The sequence below is a fragment of the Bradyrhizobium sp. genome, assembly GCF_019242285.1.
Taxonomy (GTDB): domain Bacteria; phylum Pseudomonadota; class Alphaproteobacteria; order Rhizobiales; family Xanthobacteraceae; genus Bradyrhizobium.
Genome location: NZ_JAFAVV010000587.1, coordinates 1 through 16,299, shown reverse-complemented (window position 1 = coordinate 16,299; position 16,299 = coordinate 1). Strand labels below are relative to the sequence as shown.

21 protein-coding genes and 3 pseudogenes are annotated in these 16,299 nt (G+C 64.8%); 9 read left to right on the top strand and 15 right to left on the bottom strand.

The window, feature by feature from the left end; all coding sequences use genetic code 11:
• Positions 1-94: 94 nt before the first annotated feature.
• The gene (locus JOY90_RS23960; RefSeq protein WP_291693588.1) at positions 95-565 is read right to left on the bottom strand and encodes a cupin domain-containing protein; all 471 of its coding nucleotides are present in this window, start codon (positions 563-565) and stop codon (positions 95-97) included.
• A gap of 215 nt (positions 566-780) precedes the next feature.
• Between JOY90_RS23960 and JOY90_RS23955 the strand changes: the two genes are divergently transcribed.
• The 3 genes from JOY90_RS23955 to JOY90_RS23945 all read left to right on the top strand — a co-directional run bounded on the left by JOY90_RS23955 (position 781) and on the right by JOY90_RS23945 (position 2,259).
• A complete protein-coding gene (locus tag JOY90_RS23955) occupies positions 781-1,380 on the top strand; it encodes a DUF1080 domain-containing protein (protein WP_291693587.1) in 600 nt (199 codons plus the stop codon).
• A gap of 286 nt (positions 1,381-1,666) precedes the next feature.
• Positions 1,667-1,984: a hypothetical protein gene (locus tag JOY90_RS23950; protein WP_291693586.1), complete on the top strand. Its 318-nt coding sequence runs from the start codon at positions 1,667-1,669 to the stop codon at positions 1,982-1,984.
• Between the two features lie 140 nt (positions 1,985-2,124).
• Complete coding sequence (locus JOY90_RS23945; RefSeq protein WP_291693585.1) at positions 2,125-2,259, top strand: hypothetical protein; 135 nt, start codon at positions 2,125-2,127, stop codon at positions 2,257-2,259.
• A 59-nt stretch (positions 2,260-2,318) separates the two neighbouring features.
• On the opposite strand, the gene JOY90_RS23940 is transcribed toward JOY90_RS23945, so the two are convergent.
• From JOY90_RS23940 to JOY90_RS23920, 5 genes and pseudogenes are all read right to left on the bottom strand, one after another.
• The gene (locus JOY90_RS23940; RefSeq protein WP_291693584.1) at positions 2,319-2,705 is read right to left on the bottom strand and encodes a hypothetical protein; all 387 of its coding nucleotides are present in this window, start codon (positions 2,703-2,705) and stop codon (positions 2,319-2,321) included.
• Between the two features lie 29 nt (positions 2,706-2,734).
• On the bottom strand, positions 2,735-3,613 hold the full coding sequence (locus tag JOY90_RS23935) for a hypothetical protein (RefSeq protein WP_291693583.1): 879 nt from the start codon (positions 3,611-3,613) through the stop codon (positions 2,735-2,737).
• Between the two features lie 19 nt (positions 3,614-3,632).
• A pseudogene (locus JOY90_RS23930) lies at positions 3,633-4,243 on the bottom strand (WecB/TagA/CpsF family glycosyltransferase).
• Positions 4,244-4,335: 92 nt separating this feature from the next.
• Positions 4,336-4,983, bottom strand: coding sequence for a GNVR domain-containing protein (locus JOY90_RS23925; RefSeq protein ID WP_291693582.1), 648 nt, complete (start codon positions 4,981-4,983; stop codon positions 4,336-4,338).
• A 357-nt stretch (positions 4,984-5,340) separates the two neighbouring features.
• Positions 5,341-6,141: a bifunctional 2-polyprenyl-6-hydroxyphenol methylase/3-demethylubiquinol 3-O-methyltransferase UbiG gene (locus JOY90_RS23920; RefSeq protein ID WP_291693581.1), complete on the bottom strand. Its 801-nt coding sequence runs from the start codon at positions 6,139-6,141 to the stop codon at positions 5,341-5,343.
• 224 nt (positions 6,142-6,365) lie between these two features.
• Between JOY90_RS23920 and JOY90_RS23915 the strand changes: the two genes are divergently transcribed.
• Entirely contained in the window at positions 6,366-7,034 is a 669-nt protein-coding gene (locus JOY90_RS23915; RefSeq protein WP_291693580.1) for a hypothetical protein, read from the top strand.
• Here the strand turns inward: JOY90_RS23915 and JOY90_RS23910 are convergent.
• A complete protein-coding gene (locus JOY90_RS23910; RefSeq protein WP_367276988.1) occupies positions 6,950-7,372 on the bottom strand; it encodes a hypothetical protein in 423 nt (140 codons plus the stop codon). The two genes, JOY90_RS23915 and JOY90_RS23910, sit on opposite strands and share 85 nt — an antisense overlap.
• Positions 7,373-7,888: 516 nt before the next feature.
• Here JOY90_RS23910 and JOY90_RS23905 point away from each other — a divergent pair.
• A pseudogene (locus tag JOY90_RS23905) lies at positions 7,889-8,824 on the top strand (GNAT family N-acetyltransferase); the annotation flags it as partial.
• Positions 8,825-9,050: 226 nt separating this feature from the next.
• Here the strand turns inward: JOY90_RS23905 and JOY90_RS23900 are convergent.
• The 5 genes and pseudogenes from JOY90_RS23900 to JOY90_RS23880 form a co-directional block, all read right to left on the bottom strand.
• Positions 9,051-9,998 (bottom strand): DUF5996 family protein, encoded by a 948-nt coding sequence (locus JOY90_RS23900; protein WP_291693579.1) that lies wholly within the window; start codon positions 9,996-9,998, stop codon positions 9,051-9,053.
• Between the two features lie 42 nt (positions 9,999-10,040).
• Positions 10,041-10,172, bottom strand: coding sequence for a hypothetical protein (locus JOY90_RS23895; protein WP_291693578.1), 132 nt, complete (start codon positions 10,170-10,172; stop codon positions 10,041-10,043).
• A gap of 135 nt (positions 10,173-10,307) precedes the next feature.
• Positions 10,308-10,907: an NAD(P)H:quinone oxidoreductase gene (wrbA, locus tag JOY90_RS23890; protein WP_291693577.1), complete on the bottom strand. Its 600-nt coding sequence runs from the start codon at positions 10,905-10,907 to the stop codon at positions 10,308-10,310.
• A 38-nt stretch (positions 10,908-10,945) separates the two neighbouring features.
• Entirely contained in the window at positions 10,946-11,644 is a 699-nt protein-coding gene (locus JOY90_RS23885) for a pirin family protein (protein ID WP_291693576.1), read from the bottom strand.
• 67 nt (positions 11,645-11,711) lie between these two features.
• Positions 11,712-11,936: pseudogene (locus JOY90_RS23880) on the bottom strand (SDR family oxidoreductase); the annotation flags it as partial.
• A 148-nt stretch (positions 11,937-12,084) separates the two neighbouring features.
• Between JOY90_RS23880 and JOY90_RS23875 the strand changes: the two are divergent.
• Positions 12,085-12,993: a LysR family transcriptional regulator gene (locus tag JOY90_RS23875; protein WP_291693575.1), complete on the top strand. Its 909-nt coding sequence runs from the start codon at positions 12,085-12,087 to the stop codon at positions 12,991-12,993.
• 125 nt (positions 12,994-13,118) lie between these two features.
• A complete protein-coding gene (locus JOY90_RS23870) occupies positions 13,119-13,496 on the top strand; it encodes a hypothetical protein (RefSeq protein ID WP_291693574.1) in 378 nt (125 codons plus the stop codon).
• A 3-nt stretch (positions 13,497-13,499) separates the two neighbouring features.
• On the opposite strand, the gene JOY90_RS23865 is transcribed toward JOY90_RS23870, so the two are convergent.
• From JOY90_RS23865 to JOY90_RS23855, 3 genes are all read right to left on the bottom strand, one after another.
• Complete coding sequence (locus JOY90_RS23865) at positions 13,500-13,988, bottom strand: YbaK/EbsC family protein (protein WP_291693573.1); 489 nt, start codon at positions 13,986-13,988, stop codon at positions 13,500-13,502.
• On the bottom strand, positions 13,985-14,725 hold the full coding sequence (locus JOY90_RS23860; protein ID WP_291693572.1) for a haloacid dehalogenase type II: 741 nt from the start codon (positions 14,723-14,725) through the stop codon (positions 13,985-13,987). Before JOY90_RS23860 ends, JOY90_RS23865 begins: the two co-directional genes overlap by 4 nt.
• Positions 14,726-14,825: 100 nt before the next feature.
• Complete coding sequence (locus JOY90_RS23855; protein WP_291693571.1) at positions 14,826-15,710, bottom strand: amidohydrolase family protein; 885 nt, start codon at positions 15,708-15,710, stop codon at positions 14,826-14,828.
• Between the two features lie 101 nt (positions 15,711-15,811).
• Between JOY90_RS23855 and JOY90_RS23850 the strand changes: the two genes are divergently transcribed.
• Complete coding sequence (locus JOY90_RS23850) at positions 15,812-16,093, top strand: MaoC family dehydratase (protein WP_291693570.1); 282 nt, start codon at positions 15,812-15,814, stop codon at positions 16,091-16,093.
• 9 nt (positions 16,094-16,102) lie between these two features.
• Positions 16,103-16,299 (top strand): MaoC family dehydratase (locus tag JOY90_RS23845; RefSeq protein ID WP_291693569.1); only part of this gene is annotated, 197 nt, incomplete at its 3' end.

The following is a 16,299-nucleotide window of genomic DNA, read 5'->3' as shown; positions in this document are numbered from 1 at the left end:
GGCGTGAGGGCAAGTGGCAAGCTGCCCAAATTGCTGCCGCCGCCAAGCCGGCAGCGCATGGCAGATTTCCGTCAGGCGAGATGCGGAGGTGGTGCTACTTTTCTTCCGGCACTTCGGTCGCGGTCGCCGGACCCTCGCCCATGATCAGGAGCACCGCATCCTCGTCCTTGGCGCCGTCCCAATGCACCTGCTTGCCGTAATGGGTGACGAAGCTGCCGGCCGGCATCGGCACGGTGCCGTGCTCGGGGTCGAACTTTGGCCCGGTGCCGACCCACCACGTCCCCTGCAGTACGACGATGTAGCGGTCGTTGGGGTGGAAATGCGGGTGGCTGAAATGGTTGCCCTTGGTCCACTTGTTGTAGACCATGTAGAAGCCGGGTTTCGAGGGATCGCCGACCACGACGGCCATTTGTGCACCAGCGGCATTGACCGGACCCCAAGGAATCTGGTCCGGCTTCTTGTAGACCAGCGCGGCGGGGTTGAGCTCCGCCGCCGAGCCGATGCTCAGCATGGCGGCGAGCGCCACCGGAATTGCGAGATGGCGCCAGATACGGCTGGTCTTCATGAGGTCCTCCCTGCGGATATTGATGCCTGGAACAGGCCCGCGTTGCGGTGATGCTAGCCGGGCCCATTCGCGCGATGCAAGACGGACACGAACAAGTGTGCCTTCAAGCATGCCTCGGCCGCCGCTACCGCAGGTGCAGCATCAAAACCGTCTTCGCATCTCCCCGCGCTTTGCTATGCTTCCCGGACTCAAGAACAAAAATCGGGAGGATCTGGATGCGATATCATGTGCGCACGCTCGCCGCCGTGCTGCTGGCCGGCGCTGCCGTCGCTCAATATGCCGGCCGGGCTCACGGCGAGGATGGCTGGACGACGCTGCTCGACTCCACCAACAAGGGAGATTGGGGCGAGGTCGGCAAGGCCAATTGGGAGATGAAGGACGGCGCCCTGACCGTCGACAGGCTGGAAGGCAAGGACATAGCCTATCTCGTCAGCAGGAATTCCTACAAGGATTTCCAGATCCGAGCGGAATTCTGGGTCGACGAGGAAGCCAACAGCGGCGTCTTCATCCGCTGCGAGCGTTCCGACAAGCTCGATGCCAAGATCTGCTACGAGGTGAACATCTTCGACAAGCGTCCGGACCCGAGTTACGGCACCGGCGCGATCGTCGACGTCGCCAAGGTCGATCCGATGCCGAAGGCGGCGGGCAAGTGGAACACCTACGAGATCACTGCCAAGGGGCCGCATCTGACCGTCGTCCTCAACGGCCAGAAGACCGTCGATGTCGACGACTCCAAGCATCTCGGCGGTTTCGTCGGCCTGCAATACGGCTCGGGCGTGGTGAAATTCCGCAAGGTCGAGATCAAGCCGCTGTAGTCTGGCAAAGATCAGATCGCGCGACCGCTGGGGCTCGTATCGCCTTCTTGCGGCGGCGCGGTCGCATGTGACGGCAACCGTGAGGAACCCACGCGGATCGCAGGCGACACCGGCGTGATGGCGGCCGAGGCCGTCGGCGAACCCACCGAGGACCGGGATTTACCATATCGCGAGATATCGCGAGATGGCCGTTCGGGAATCCCAGCTTGTGCCTTGTTTGACGTCTCAGTTGGCAAGCTGCGATCCAAGAGCGGGTTCACCGCCAATAAATAACAGGAGATGTGTCATGATGCTGAAATTCGGCAGGGTAGCCGTCGTGTCCACGGCCGCTCTCGCACTCACTGCCGCCATTCCTTCCAAGGCCGAAGCATCCGGCTTCTTCCCTGGTGGCTATGGCGCAGTCGCGTATGGGGGCGGCGGCTATTACGGAGGCTGCGGCTGCCAGGCCTATGTTCCGCCTCCTCCGCCTCCCCCGCCGCCGTGCTGCCGAGTCTATGCTCCGCCGCCGTGCTGTGTCTACGATGGCGGTTGGGACCGTGGCGGTGGCGGCTATTATGGCGGCGGCTATTATCGCGGCGCCTATGACGGCTATTATGGTTATTAGCTTGCGGAGCAAGAAGCTGGCTGCTGCAGTTTGAGTTTCTTCCGACCTCGAAAGAGCCGCTCGGCGGGATGACATCCTGGCGGATCAGGCGGGCGTCGCGCAGCACCTGATCGTGCTGCTCGATTCCGATGACAGCGGGCATGCGCCTGCAGCAGCCGACGAAGTTCGAGTTGGTCATCGCCCTGATGACTGAAGACGCTCTCGTGCGCGAGGAGGATCGTCCGCAGGACCTTCTCCGTCCTTCGATCAGCGCCTTCTTCTGTGGTCTGATTTGACGGTTTGCGTCAGGCAACGGCGATCCGATGGCGATGATGTGTCATATGGCTCTCGTCAACTACTCGCTTGAGCTGTCGAGGCGTCCCTTCACGTGGCGCGCCGGCTGATCCGCCTGGAAATGAGCGGCCAGCCATTTTGCCCATAGTTCCTGCCTTTGTTTCTTGTCGAATTCCCCCTTTGCAAGCGCATATTCCATATTCCGAACTTCGCCAAGCGTTCGGTCATCCACCAGCGATCCGCCGAACGCCACTCGCAGGAAAGCTATCGCGACCATCGAGACCATGAAATACGGCAGGGCAAATCCATCGAGCGCGGCAAGAAACTGAACCGACGGAAACGTGCTGTGAAGGCCGGTCGTTGCCATTTTCACCGGAACGCCCACGATCAAGCCGGCTGCAACGCGCTGCGCGTTGCGCGCGCCCAGCGCCTTGGCGACGTACAACATGACCCCTTCGAGAGTTAAGGACATGACGATCAGCCCGCTCGGAACTCTTCGGCCTCGCTCACCTGCATCTCGATCAACATTTGCCTCGTGTCGCCATCCATGCCGTTTCGCAGGTAGTGGAGCAGGTCCGAGGCGCTGGCCTCATCCTCGAAGAACCTGCCCGTCCGCAGTTCGAACAGGCTGACGAACGAGGCGAACAGCAAAATGAACCCGAGATATCCGACCAGCAGAAAGCCGGAATCGTCATTGTAGAAATAGGAATAGACGAGCGAGAGCAGGAAAAGTATCGCCAGCAAATTGACGTTGACGCTGATGGCCTTGAAAAAATAGGCCCGAAGCAGTGCATTTGTTAAACCACGATATGTCCGCGCGCAAATTTCGACGAGTTTCCGCGCGACAGCCTTGGTGCCTTGAGCAATTGCGACGAACACAGCAGCTGCCGCGACAAAAAACGACCCGTCCAGGACGGATGCGCGGGACACATGGGGTTCCAAGCGCGTGACGAAGGAAGCAAACGCCCTTCGGTCGGCCAGATAGATCTCGAACTTCTCGCCCAGAAAGACTCCGAGGGACTTGAGCTTGTTGGGGTCGAGCTTCGGGCGTGCCAGGCAGGTGTCGGCTGTCGCCAAGAGCAGCAGCAGGCAGACCGCGGCGACGGCCGCAACCACCAACGCGCGCTGGCCGTCGACGCCGAGCGATCGAGCTTTCTTGAATGCCCAAGCCATAGATATCTCGGAGATGGCAATGCCGAAAACTACAGCCGCGACGATCAGTATGCGCGCTGTCCGCGTCTGCGGCAATACGTGCGCCATTTCGGCAGACGCACGGACCAGGGAAAGGCCGAGGTATCTGGATGCTCTGCGCAGCGCCACCCAGGACGAGGTGCCAAGGCTCGCCTGGTCGTGCACTTGCGACGCCAGCCGCGGCTCAATTCCCCGCCCGCGTCGTCTCCGATGGCCGGCTGCGGTTGAACAGCAGATAGAGCGCGCGCGGGTTGGCGGTGACATAGCGCCAGAACAGCCGGCGCGGCTCGAGCCAGATGCGCCAGGCCCATTCCAGCCCAGCGAGCTGCATCCAGCGCGGCGTGCGCGACCGGCTTCCTGACAGGAAGTTGAACAACCCGCCCGAGGTCTTGATGACGCCGACATTGGCAAGGCGCGGCATGAACTCGCTGACGAAGGCCTGTTCGTAGGGCACGCCGAGCGCGACCAGAGATAATCCGGCGCCAGTGCATTGATCTCGTCCACCTTGGCCCGCAGCGCGTCGCGGCGAAGATAGCCGTGACAGCTTCCGGCGATGCGCAGGGTGTGATGCCGCTTTCTGACATTGGCGACGGCTGCTGCGTTCTCGTGCTCATTGGCGCCGAACAGGTAGAAGGTTTGCCCGGCCGTTGCGGCCTTGGCCGCGGCCACGTCGAACAGGTCGGTGGTGGCGACGCGCTCCGGCAACGGCGTCCTCGATTTGGACCGCGAGATTGCGACCAGCGGCTGTCCGTCGGCATTGATCAGGTCCGCGTTGCGGAACAGCCGCTCCGTCATCGGCTCGGTCGAGCAGCGCGACAGCACCTCGCCATTGGCCGAGGTCAGATAGAGCGGACGGCCGAGCCGGCGGGCCGGGAATGTCATCTCGCTCAGGTGCCGGCATCGGCGGCTTCGGCCGCATCGCCGGCGGGCTCGGGCTTGTCGGTCTCCGGCAGCGGCAGCCGGTCGAGCGTGACGATGAAGACTGCCGCGGCGAGCGCGCCGAGCAGGCAGCCGAGCATCGCGATCAGGCTCATCGCCGGCAGGAAGCTGCGCCGCAACGGCACGGTGGCTTCGCCCACGATGCGGGCGGCGGAGGTGTTGAGACTCTCCTGCTCCTCGGTCCCGCGCGAGCGTTTCAGGAACGCCTGGTAGACCTCGCGGCTGGCGTCGACCTCGCGTTCCAGCTCGCGCAGCCGCACCGACGCCTGGCTGAGCCGGACGCTCTGGCGCTTCTGCGCGTCCAGCGCCCGGTTGAGCGAGGCCTCGTAGTCGCGCGCTCGCGTCAGGTCGTTCCGGGCCGACTGCTCGAAGCGGTCGATCTCCTCCGCGATGGTGCGGCGCAGGTCGCCGACCTGCTGTTCCATCTGCTTGAGCGCCGGGTGCGGCGGTCCCAATTCCGTGGTGAGCTCCGCATAGCGCTTGCGGGCCTGGGCATATTGCGAGCGGAGATTGGCGATGGTCGGCGATTGCCGACGGCGACTGCGGCGCAGGCGACGATCAGCCCGGCGCCGGCGATCGCGGCCTTGCGCCGCCACAGCAGGACCGCGAGCCGGAACAGGTCGAGGCTGGCCGGACGGCGCGCCATCGTGCGATGTTCCGGCGCCGGTTGCTTGATCGGCTGATCATAGACGAGCATGATCCCCAGCTCCCGTTCGAACCGCCGCGCGCATTCGCCGAGGGGTTACGCATCGAGCCACGCCTGGCGCCTTGGTCGGCGCGACACCCGCGCAACAGGAAAAATTGACCATGCCCGATGCTGGACTATTCAACGAAATGGCAAAGAAACCGTTTAGACACGGGGAGGCATGGTTGCGGACGTCGGACCGTAATCCGCCGTCGCATCGCGCAGGCGCGAACCTTGACGAAGCGTTAGTCCAGCCCCCGAACATCGCTCAGCGCCTTCGCAGGATGACGTGATAGTCGCCGTGCCGGACATCGGCGGCGCCCCGCCAGGCGAGATTGAGGATGGCGGCGCAGGCGTCGACGACGGCGGCGAGCCACGGCTTGCGCAGCCGCATCTCAGGAAAGCGCGGGCTTTCATAGGCCCTGCGATAGATCGTATCGAGACCGTGCGCGGTGGCGAAGCGCGCCAGATTCGAGAGTGTGACCAGCGGATGGAACACGGTCGGGAACGGCGGGTGGCCGGGCAGGCCCGCATCCATCCTGCCGCGCACGTGGCGATAGAACCAGATGTGGAACCAGTGGGGCGAATATTTCGTCACCACGCCGGATAACGATCTCGGATTGGGGGCGCCGATCAGGATCATGCCGCCCGGCTTCAGCGCCGCGCAGAAACGGGCCAGCGCCGCCTCGGGATCGCCGAGATGCTCGATGACATTGTAGCACATGACGAGATCGAAACTGTCCGGCGCGAAGCGATGCTCCTGAATGTCGCCGAGGATCCGGTTCTGGGCATAGTCGTTGTTGCGGAGCTGCTCCGCGTCGATGTCGACCACGGTGACGTGGGCCCGCCGCAGCACGTCGAGCGGCAGGTAGCAGGTCGAGCCGCCGCCAGCCTCGTAGATCGATAGCCGGCGCTTCGGCAGCTCGGCCTCCAGGACGTGGTGAACCGCGAGCAGGCTGTCGCGGGCCTCGCCCGGCGGCAGGTCGAGCAGCGCCTGCGGGTGCTGCGCCGGCGCGGGTGCATTGGTGACGACGGCCTGCGTGAAACTGATCGTGGCTTTCTCGTTCATGCGGTCAACCCGGACAGCCTTTTGACTCTTCGAAGCGGGGCGAGCGGATTCTCCGAATCCGCTGCGCGTGCAGGCAGCAAGATTAGTACCGATCAGGTTGTGCGTCACGATGCTCTTCAAGATGGGTTAACGCGACGCGTTAATCCCAGCATGTGTTCGGCATCGTCTCGCGGCGACGGCTGGATCGGAAATTGCTATCTCGTGGGACATCCGAAGGTTGAACGTTGCACCTGTCCAGTCCTGCGACAGTCCCGACGACACTGCCGTCCGCCGGACGCGAGATCGCGGCGGTCTCGGCGGCGCTCGATCGCTCGGTCGGAATCGTGGTCTGCGTTCCGAGCTTCCGTCGCGCGGAGCATCTGCGGCTCACGCTGGCTTCGCTCGCCGACCCGGCCTTCGATCTCCGGTTCAATTTCCTCGGCGGCGTCGATACCGACTTCTTCTGGCGCTGCCGCGATGCCGGGATGAAATTTTACTGGGCCGCCGACGCCGTCATCACCGAGACCGTGCCGCAGGGCCGTACCCAGCCGGCGTGGCTCGCCTTGCGCGGCCTGCGCATCGGGGCGATCAACTACCACGTCCAGCTCAAGGCCGCGGCGACGCCGGCCGCGCGCCTCGGCGTGCTGGCGAAGATGCTGACGAAGCTCTTGGGCTCGCCATGGGTCGTCGCGCGCATGTTGCTGACCGAGAAGGCGATGATCGCGCTGCATCCGATGACCGTCGCAGCCGGCAGCGTGCTCGCCATCGGCATGGAGCTGCAACCCTACAAGGCCTCGAGGATCACCCCTCGAGCCGCGCCACGCGCCGCTCAGATGCCGACACAGGCGAGGCTGAGGCTCACCGCCGAGCGCGGAATCGACAACAGCGAACGCCTCCCGACCATCCCGAGATAGGAGAAGGCTGCGCCGTATCGCCGGAAGCGGATCGCCTGCGCGGCCGAATAGGTCAACAGATGGATCTCGGCCGCTCGCCGCAGCCGCGGCGTCGCCGTGGCTGGCAGCCGGCTCAGGATCAGAGCGTCGCCGAACACCCGTTCCGCCGCCGGCATGAAATCCTTGGGCGAGCGGATGGCGCCGCCCGTGGTGTTGGCGGCATGCAGCCGATAGTCGAGAAGCTGGGCGGGAACGAAGTGAAAGGCGCCGACCTCGGCGCCCTGCGCCAGCGCGCTCGCGATCGCCTCGCCGACATGGGCGGCGGCGTTTCTTGCGGGGATCACGACGGAAACGGGCATCGCGGCATCAGTGGTCGACTGCAATGGATCTGAGCATACCGGCTCGTGAGCCCGGCGGGCCCGGCTAATCCGCCCGTCGGCCGGGTTTCACGTGTTAGCGTTAAATTCAACCCTGGCTTGATCGACGCCTTGACCAGCCTCAATGGATGAATAGGGCGCGACTGCCGCGTGCGGAGGCCATGCGGCAACAGCGAGGTTCGAGCACGGTGCAGTTGGCGGACGTCAGGAATTGGCTGCTCGTCACCGGCCTGCAAGGCACGCTTGGCCGGCTCAACGCGATGACCGCCGCGCCGCTGTCTCGCGGCTGTCGCGGCGCTGTTGTGCGTGCTGATAACGCTGCAACCCTTCCCCGACCTGCGCCATGCCGATGTCGCCGGCGCGGCGTCCGGCAGGCTTGCGGCAACCTATGTCTGTTTTGCCGCGCTCGCGGCCGTGGCCGTGCTGGTTTCGGCGGCAGCGAATGCGAAGGCGCTTCGCACGCTGGCATCGCCGCTGCATCTTGGCCTTCTCGGCTGGATGGTCGTGAACATCCTGCTCTCCGAAAGCCGCGAGGTCTCGCTGCAGCGCGCGCAACGAAAATCCAGGTCGATTTCGTGCGGGACTGGAAGAGGCAGTCGCACGCCTGGACACCGGCGGCCATCGCACCATCTTCCAAGACAGTCTCTGGCTGGATGCCTGGTACCGGCCTTCGACGAGGTGTCGCCGCTGATCGCGATCCTGCGCGATTCCGAGACCGGCTGCGAGCTCGCTCGCGTGCCGCTGATCCGCCGTGCGCAGCGGGGCGTCCGCATCGTGGAGTTCGCCGATCTCGGGTTGACCGACTATCACGCGCCGATCCTCAGCTCCGCCGCGCCGGCCGATGTCATCGGCGCTCTTTCGCTCGCCGAGGCACTGCTCGAGGGCCTGCGCCGCCTGCCGGAGGGCGTCGATTTCCTGCGCATGCAGAAAATGCCGGCACAGATGGGCGGCAAGCCCAATCCGCTGGCGCTGCTCGGCCGCATCGGCTGGTGCTCGCTCAACGGCAACCTCGTCGTGGTCGGCGAGGACTTCGAGGCGTATCGGGCCTCGATCAAGCGCATGCAACTGCCGCGCTGCTGGCGCGTCTTCACCCGGCACGCGGGTGCGGAATTCCGCGTCTTCGACGATGTCGGTGAGGCGCTCCGCATCCTCGACGCCATGGACGCCCAGCAGCGGGCACGGATGAGCCAGCTCGGGCTGCGGTTCGTTCTCGCGGACGAACCCCACGCGCGCTTCTACCGCGACATCGTCGGTCGCGGCCTTGCGAGAGGCTACGCGGTCGTCTCCGCGCTGATCTGCGGCGAGGAGATCGTCGCGACCGCACTCGGCGTCAGCCGGGGAACGAGCTATTCGCTGCTGCGGACGAGCTATGCCGGCAAGCGCTGGGCTGCCTGCTCGCTGGGGCTGTTGGTGGTCGAGCGGACCATGGCGGCGCTGCACCGGAACGGTGTTCGCGAGTTCGACCTCTCGATCGGCAGTTACGACTGCAAGCGCCGCTTCGGCGCGCGGCGGTTTCCGCTGACCGACGTCAGCATCGCGCTCGGCTGGCGCGGCATTTCCGTTCGCGCTGCGCGACCGCGCGGCACAGTGGCTGCGCCGCTACCCGCGGCTCGCAGCGGCGGTCGCGCGTGCCCTGGGCAAGCGGGCGGACGGCTGAGAGCTACACTGCCCGCACCACGCCGGGCTTGCCTGGCGTGCACTCCAACGCGGCGCGGTCCCATTTTGCCGTATCGGCCGCGGCTTCATAGGTGCTCTGCAGGAAGGCGAGCAGCGTCTGGTCGGGATCTGGCGCAGCACGCACCGCGTCGTAAGGCAGGATGAACTCGCCGAGCGCCTCGCTGAAGAACGCCGCTTCGGGACGCACCTTGATGGCACGGAAGCCGGGCGGGGCAGGGTAGGCGTAGGAATAGAAGGCGGGATAGTCGATCGCGCCGCTGCCGGGCCAGAAGCCGGCGCTGCTCTCCTCGTGCGAATAGGCTTCGCAGGTGACGGGATCGGGCAGGTTGGGAATGCCGCCTTGATGGCGCGGCGCGGTGCGTCCCGAGAACCGCGTCACCGCAAGGTCGAAACTGCCCCAGAAGAAATGTACGGGGCTCGCCTTGCCGAGAAAGCCGGTGCGAAACTGCTTGAACACGCGGTCGACGTTGACGAGAACCTGGAAGAAACGCCGCGCCGCCTCGGGATCGTAGGCCGCATGCGCGTAGTCCTGTGAGAACTCAATCGCCTCTGGCAACTCGTTCGGCCGCTCATCGATCGTGACCGTGATGCCGAGCTCGGCGAGCACCGCCCTGATACGGGTGTAGAAGGTCGCGACCGACAGCCCGGGCAGCGCAAATTGCCGCGTCTCGCCGTCGCTGGTCGAAATCCTCAGCGCGTGATCGATGAAATCGAACGCGATCTCGAAGCTCCGGGTGCCGTGCGGGACCGGCGACGTGGTCAATCCGCGCGGGGTGACGTAGAGCGTCACGTGCCAGGAATGGTTCAGCCAGGGCGACAGCGTGAGCCTGATCTTGCCGACGATCTGGGTCCAGAGATGGAGCGTCGCATAAGTGTCACGCCAGCCGGCCAGGGCAAGCTCCGGCCAGGCGGCGTGCGGTGCATCGGACATGACGTGACCCCGTGTTGATGATCACAGGATCATATCACGAGATCACGCCTTGGTGCATTCGGCACAGCGCAGCTTGCCGCGCGTGGCGCGGAACAGCCCGCGGCAATACCAGCGGCGCGCCATCGCCTGCACCGGGTTGCGCGCCATCTGAGCAATGAAGAGAAGTTCGAGCATACGCCTATCCTGTCGTCCCCACGCGTTAGATGGGGACGACAGCTTCGTTTTGCATGATGCGCGCCATCGCATCTGCCATGCAATTCGCGGTGGCGTTTAACCATGACGCTTAGCCATGAAGCTCAGCCATAGAGCTCAGCCATGGAGCTTCTTGGCCGTCTCCGCGATCGCGCGGCCCTGGTAACGGGCGCCAGCGAGTTCGTTCGCGCTGGGCAGACGGCTGCCGTCAGTGCCGGTGATGGTGGTCGCGCCATAGGGCGAGCCGCCGGTGACGTCGTTGAGCTCCATCTGGCCGGAAAAACCGTAGTTCAAGCCGATGATGGTCATGCCGAAATGCAGGAGGTTGGTGATGATCGAGAACAGCGTCGTCTCCTGGCCGCCGTGCTGGGTCGCGGTCGACGTGAAGGCGCCGCCGATCTTGCCGTGCAGCGCGCCCTTCGCCCACAGACCGCCGGCCTGGTCGAGGAAGTTGGCCATCTGCGAGGCCATGCGGCCGAAACGGGTGCCGGTGCCGACGATGATCGCGTCGTAATTGGCGAGGTCCTCGACCTTGGCGATTGGGGCGGCCTGGTCGAGCTTGTAATGCGAGGCCTTGGCGACCTCGACCGGTACCAGCTCCGGCACGCGCTTGATGTCGACAGTGGCGCCGGCCTCGCGCGCGCCTTCGGCCACGGCGTTGGCCATGGCTTCGATGTGGCCGTAGGCGGAATAATAGAGGACGAGAACTTTTGCCATGATGGGTCTCCTTCGGGTTTGATGTTGACGGGAAAGCCTTAAGCCGCGTCGACCAGCACCAGTTCGGTATCTTCCAGGGCCGTGATGGTCACCTTGGCCTCGTCTCGGATCGCGGCGCCGTCGCGGGCGTTGACCTTGACGCCGTTGACCTCGACGCTGCCGGCCGCCGGCACGAGATAGAGGTGCCTCGCCTTGCTGGTGGTGTATTCGGCGCTTTCACCGGCCTTCAGCGTGGTGGCGAGCACCCGCGCATTGGCACGGATCGGCAGCGCGTCGGCGTCGCCGGCGACGCCGCTCGCAATGGTGACGAGCCTGCCCGAGCGGTCGGCCTTCGGGAACGGCTTCGAGCCCCAGGTCGGCTCGCCGCCCTGCTTCTCGGGCTGGATCCAGATCTGGAAGATCCGCGTCTGGCCCGGCTCGAGATTGTACTCGGAGTGGCGGATGCCGCTGCCCGCGCTCATCACCTGGACGTCGCCGGCCTCGGTGCGGCCCCTGTTGCCGAGCGAGTCCTGATGGGTGATCGCACCCTCGCGGACATAGGTGATGATCTCCATGTTGGCGTGGGGATGGGCGGGAAAGCCCGTGTTCGGCGCGATCTCGTCGTCGTTCCACACCCGCAACGCGCCATGGCCCATGTTGGCGGGGTCGTAATAATTGGCGAAGGAGAAGTGATGCCGGGCCTTGAGCCAGCCGTGGTCGGCGCTGCCGAGCTTGTTGAACGGTCTGAGTTCGATCATGTGATCCTCGCTTAAGTGATTTGAAAGACAGCCCGGCACCGACGTACCGGGCCCGTGTTGATCTCGATCAGGCGTTGAGGCCGCCATCGACATTGAGCACTGTGCCGGTGACGAACGAGGCTGCGGGGCTTGCACGCAAGGCGACGCCGGCTGCGACCTCCTCGGGGCGACCGAACCGCTGCAGCGCGTGCAGGCTGCGCTGGACCTCAGCAAATTCGCCGCCGTCCTTCGGGTTCATGCCGGTATTGATCGACCCCGGCTGCACCACATTGACGGTGATGCCGCGCGAACCGCCGGTGACCAGCGACCTTGCCTGAAAGCTTCTGCTCACTGGATTTCTCCATCGCTTGAATTTCGACGGCGCTTGGATACGCCGTCGGTCTTGGTATAGAAATAGAAACTATCGAAATTCATTGTTTCCAAAAATGAGCTATGAGGCCATGGCCAGACTTCCGGATTTCGAGGCGCTGGCGATCTTCGCCAAGGTGGTGGAGCTGCGTTCCTTTGCGGGCGCGGCGGACGAGTTGGCGCTATCGAAGGCGACCGTCTCCAAGGCGGTCGGACGGCTCGAGGAGCGGCTCGGCGCGCGGCTGTTCAACCGCACCTCGCGCCGGCTGGCGTTGACCGACGCCGGGCAACGGCTTTCCGAGCGCGCCGCGCGGCTGCTTGCCGATGGCGAGGCCGTGGAGAACGAGGCGCTGGCACAGTCGAGCACGCCGCGCGGGCTGGTCCGGCTCGCAGTGCCGATGACTTTCGGGGTCAAGGAGATCGCGCCTCTATTGCCGGAGTTCCTCGCGCTCTATCCGGAAGTCTCGATCGACCTGCACCTGAGCGACGCCACGGTGGACCTGATCGGCGAAGGTTTTGATGCTGGCCTGCGCATTGCGCGTCTGCCGGATTCGTCGCTGATCGCGCGGCGGCTCTGCGGCATGCCGCGCTACACGGTGGCGGCGCCATCCTATCTGAAGCGTCACGGCCGGCCGACCCATCCGATGCACCTCGCCCAGCACAAGTGCTTCGGCTACGCCTATCTCTCGACGCCCAACGTCTGGCACTACACCAACGCCGCCGGCGAGCAGGCGAACGTGCGCCCGGCCGGCCAGTTGCGTGTCAACAACGGCGAGGCACTGATGCCGGCGGTGCTCGCCGGGCTCGGCATCGCCGACCTGCCGGAGTTCATCGTCGGCGGAGCCATCGCCTCCGGCGAGGTCGAGGTGATCCTGAAAGGCTGGAAGCAGCCGGAAGGCGCGCTGCACCTCGTGACGCCGCCCGGCGGTCCTCGGCCGGCGCGGGTCGAGGTGCTCGCGGAATTTCTCGCGCGGGAATTTGCCAAGGGCAGGAAGCGATAGGCGCCGCTCCTTGCACTCTCACGTTTTGTTGCATGCTCGAACCTAGGCCGGCCTCATTCATTGGCGAGCTTGGGGCCCGTGGGCGCGTAGCGACGACGCGCTCGGACTGAATTGGAAGGACGAGCATGCGAACGCAGCGGATGATCCTGAGACTGATGGTGGCCGGCGGTCTCTGTGCCGTGGCAGCTCCCGCCTTGTCGCAGGGAACCCCCGAGCAGCAGATGGCGTGCACGCCCGATGTGTGGCGCCTTTGCGGCGCAGAGATTCCGGACGTGGACCGCATCGTCGCCTGCCTGCGCCAGAACAGGCCGCAGCTCAGCGAAGCCTGCCGCGCCGTGTTCGCATCCGATGAGGCTACGCCGCAGCGGGAAAGCCGCAGGGAACAGCGGACCGCGCGCCAGCACCGCGCCTTGCACGATCGCGGGGAACAGCGGCGACGCTACCAGGACGGAGAGGCTGTGCAGCCTCGGCAGCCCCGCCGTTATGACGAGGACAACGAGTAGGCTTCAGCCCCACTGTCGGGCGTCTTCGATCCTGATCTCGCAGATATCGACCCATTCGGCGCCGGTGAGCTCGGCCATTCGCTCCGGCGCGATCCTGACTGCGCTGCGGGTCGAGCCCGCAGCGGGAACCACGATGTCGAAAGCCTGCAGCGACCGGTCGCAATAGACGGGCAGGGGCGTCTTCAGCCCAAACGGGCAGACGCCGCCGACCTCATGGCCGGTGATGGCGGCGACCTCGTCGGCGGCCAGCAGTTTCGGCTTGCCGCCGAACACAGCCTTGATCTTCCTGTTGTCGAGGCGCGCGGTGCCGCCGGCGACGACCAGCAGCACGCGTTCGCCGATCCGCAGCGACAGCGTCTTGGCGATGCGCGCCGGCTCGACGCCATAGGCCTCCGCGGCGAGCACGACGGTGGCCGAGCTCTTGTGGCTTTCGATGACGGCGATGTCGGGGGCCCTTTCGGCGAAGAAGGCGCGGACGGATTCGAGACTCATGGCTGGCTCAGAACCTTCGGCAGTTCGGATAGCGCGTGGAGGCGGTGATCGGGCATGACGCCGAGCTCGTCCATCTGGGTGCGGAGCGCCTTGAACATCGTGAGCGGAGCAACGGTCTCGCTCTCGACGCAAGCGAGCGCCATCGCTTCCGGAATCACGCGCTCGATCCAGGCGACGTTGAGCCCGAAGGCCTTGGCGCCGCAGGCGTCCCAAGGATTGGCCGAGATGAACAGCATTTCGTGGGGCGGAATGCAAAGCACCTCCTCGATCGGCCGATAGGCCTCAGGCGCCGGCTTGAAGATTTTGTTCGCATCGACGCTGATGGTGGCATCGAGCATCCTGTCGAGCCCGGTGTTCACGACCAGCGCGTTCAGCATGTCGGGGCTGCCGTTGGACAGGATGGCGAGCTTTCTGGGTTTCAGCGCGGCGAGCGTTTCGATCGCATCGGCGTAGAGATCGAGGTGACGATATTTGTCGATGATCCCCGCGAAGGTGGCCTGATCGTAGTCCAGTCCGAGCAGCCGCAGCGTATAGGCGAGCGAGTCGCGGGTGACGACGGAGAAATCCTCGTAGCGCCGCATCAGCGAGCGCAGCCAGGTGTATTCGAGCTGCTTGATGCGCCAGACCTGGGTGATGATGCCGCCATAGCCGGGAAACGCGTCCTCGGTGACATCGGCGACCGACTGGACGTCGTACAGCGTGCCATAGGCGTCGAACACGACGGCTTTGATGCCCATCAATTCACCTCGCGAGTGTCGCGGAAATCGTAGCCCGCATGAGCGCAGTGATATGCGGGACCTTCATTCCCGGGTATCGCTCGGCTCACCCGGGCTACGACTATATGCCAAGAAGCCGCCGCGCGTTGGCCTTCAGCACCTTCGGCCGGATCTCGTCGCGGATGTCGAGCTTGGCGAAATCCGACAGCCAGCGGTCCGGCGTGATCACCGGCCAGTCCGAGCCGAACAGCATCTTGTCTTGCAGGATCGAGTTGATGTAGCGCACCAGGATCGGCGGAAAATACTTTGGCGACCAGCCCGAGAGATCGATGTACACGTTCGGCTTGTGGGTCGCGACTGACAGCGCCTCCTCCTGCCAGGGGAAGGAGGGATGCGCGAGGATGATCCTGAGGTCCGGGAAGTCCGCCGCAACGTCGTCCATGTACATCGGGTTGGAATATTTCAGCCGCATGCCCATGCCGCCGGGCATGCCTGACCCGACGCCGGTCTGGCCGGTGTGGAACAGTGCGATCGCGCCGCTGTCGTTGATCGCCTCGTAGAGCGGATAGGCCATGCGGTCGTTGGGATAGAAGCCCTGCATGGTCGGATGAAACTTGAAGCCGCGGACGCCATAGTCCTCGATCAGCTTGCGCGCCTCGCGCACGCCGAGCTTGCCCTTGTGCGGATCGATCGAGACGAACGGGATCAGGACGTCGAGATTGTCGGAGGCGACCTCCAGCATCTCGTCATTGTTGTAGCGGCGGAAGCCGGTCTCGCGCTCGGCGTCGACCGGGAAGATCACGGCGGCGATCTTCTTGGCGCGATAGTAGGCCGCAGTCTCCACAACCGTCGGCGGATGCTTGTGCGGCGATTTGAAATACTCCGCCATCTGCGCCTGGAAATCGTCATAGCCGTCGTCGCCATGCATGCCGCACGGCTCCTCGGCGTGGGTGTGGATGTCGATCGCCACGACGTCGTCGACGTTGGGCAGCTTCAGCTTGGGCATGTTCACGCTCCCAGTGTGCGAGCTTGATTTTTCATTCTCATGATTTGATTATATGATATAACAAATTCCGCAAGGTGGCAGAAGTGCGCGGGGAGGATGTCATGCGTGAAGCGGCGGCTTTCGCGACCGATTTCTGGAAAGACGCCGAGCTTCGCAAGATGTGGGATGACATCATCCCCGGCGAGCCGCGCCGGACCAACGCCGGGCAGTCCTGGAGCTGCAACATCCCGGCGCGGCCCGGCGACGTCATCACGCTTCAGGCGCGCGCGCTCGACAAGTTCATCAAGCGCGAGCGACTGTTCGTCGTGCACGACAACGTCTTCTTCAACCAGCGCGGCGAGGTGATCTGCGCCGGCCGCGGCTGGACCATCCGGCCGCAGTGAGGGAACCCTATGTCCACGCATTTCGAGAAGCTGTCCGCCGGCGACACCATCGACGGCCCGGCCTTCGCGGTGTCGCGCGAGTCGATCCGGCTGTTCTGCGACGCCTCGCTCGACTACAACCCGCTGCATCTGGACGACGATTACATGAAGGGGAGTTTCGGCAAGACCCAGTTCGGCGGCGTGATCATGCATGGCATGAACAATTT

Coding starts and splice junctions, on each gene's coding strand:
- JOY90_RS23895 (WP_291693578.1), bottom strand. CDS start 10,172: ATGCTCGAACTTCTCTTCATTGCTCAGATGGCGCGCAACCCGGTGCAG.
- JOY90_RS23945 (WP_291693585.1), top strand. CDS start 2,125: ATGCGCCTGCAGCAGCCGACGAAGTTCGAGTTGGTCATCGCCCTGATG.
- JOY90_RS23885 (WP_291693576.1), bottom strand. CDS start 11,644: ATGATCGAACTCAGACCGTTCAACAAGCTCGGCAGCGCCGACCACGGC.
- JOY90_RS23875 (WP_291693575.1), top strand. CDS start 12,085: ATGGCCAGACTTCCGGATTTCGAGGCGCTGGCGATCTTCGCCAAGGTG.
- JOY90_RS23955 (WP_291693587.1), top strand. CDS start 781: ATGCGATATCATGTGCGCACGCTCGCCGCCGTGCTGCTGGCCGGCGCT.
- JOY90_RS23900 (WP_291693579.1), bottom strand. CDS start 9,998: ATGTCCGATGCACCGCACGCCGCCTGGCCGGAGCTTGCCCTGGCCGGC.
- JOY90_RS23870 (WP_291693574.1), top strand. CDS start 13,119: ATGCGAACGCAGCGGATGATCCTGAGACTGATGGTGGCCGGCGGTCTC.
- wrbA (WP_291693577.1), bottom strand. CDS start 10,907: ATGGCAAAAGTTCTCGTCCTCTATTATTCCGCCTACGGCCACATCGAA.
- JOY90_RS23940 (WP_291693584.1), bottom strand. CDS start 2,705: ATGTTGTACGTCGCCAAGGCGCTGGGCGCGCGCAACGCGCAGCGCGTT.
- JOY90_RS23910 (WP_367276988.1), bottom strand. CDS start 7,372: ATGCCCGTTTCCGTCGTGATCCCCGCAAGAAACGCCGCCGCCCATGTC.
- JOY90_RS23865 (WP_291693573.1), bottom strand. CDS start 13,988: ATGAGTCTCGAATCCGTCCGCGCCTTCTTCGCCGAAAGGGCCCCCGAC.
- JOY90_RS23855 (WP_291693571.1), bottom strand. CDS start 15,710: ATGCCCAAGCTGAAGCTGCCCAACGTCGACGACGTCGTGGCGATCGAC.
- JOY90_RS23950 (WP_291693586.1), top strand. CDS start 1,667: ATGATGCTGAAATTCGGCAGGGTAGCCGTCGTGTCCACGGCCGCTCTC.
- JOY90_RS23960 (WP_291693588.1), bottom strand. CDS start 565: ATGAAGACCAGCCGTATCTGGCGCCATCTCGCAATTCCGGTGGCGCTC.
- JOY90_RS23860 (WP_291693572.1), bottom strand. CDS start 14,725: ATGGGCATCAAAGCCGTCGTGTTCGACGCCTATGGCACGCTGTACGAC.
- JOY90_RS23850 (WP_291693570.1), top strand. CDS start 15,812: ATGCGTGAAGCGGCGGCTTTCGCGACCGATTTCTGGAAAGACGCCGAG.
- JOY90_RS23920 (WP_291693581.1), bottom strand. CDS start 6,141: ATGAACGAGAAAGCCACGATCAGTTTCACGCAGGCCGTCGTCACCAAT.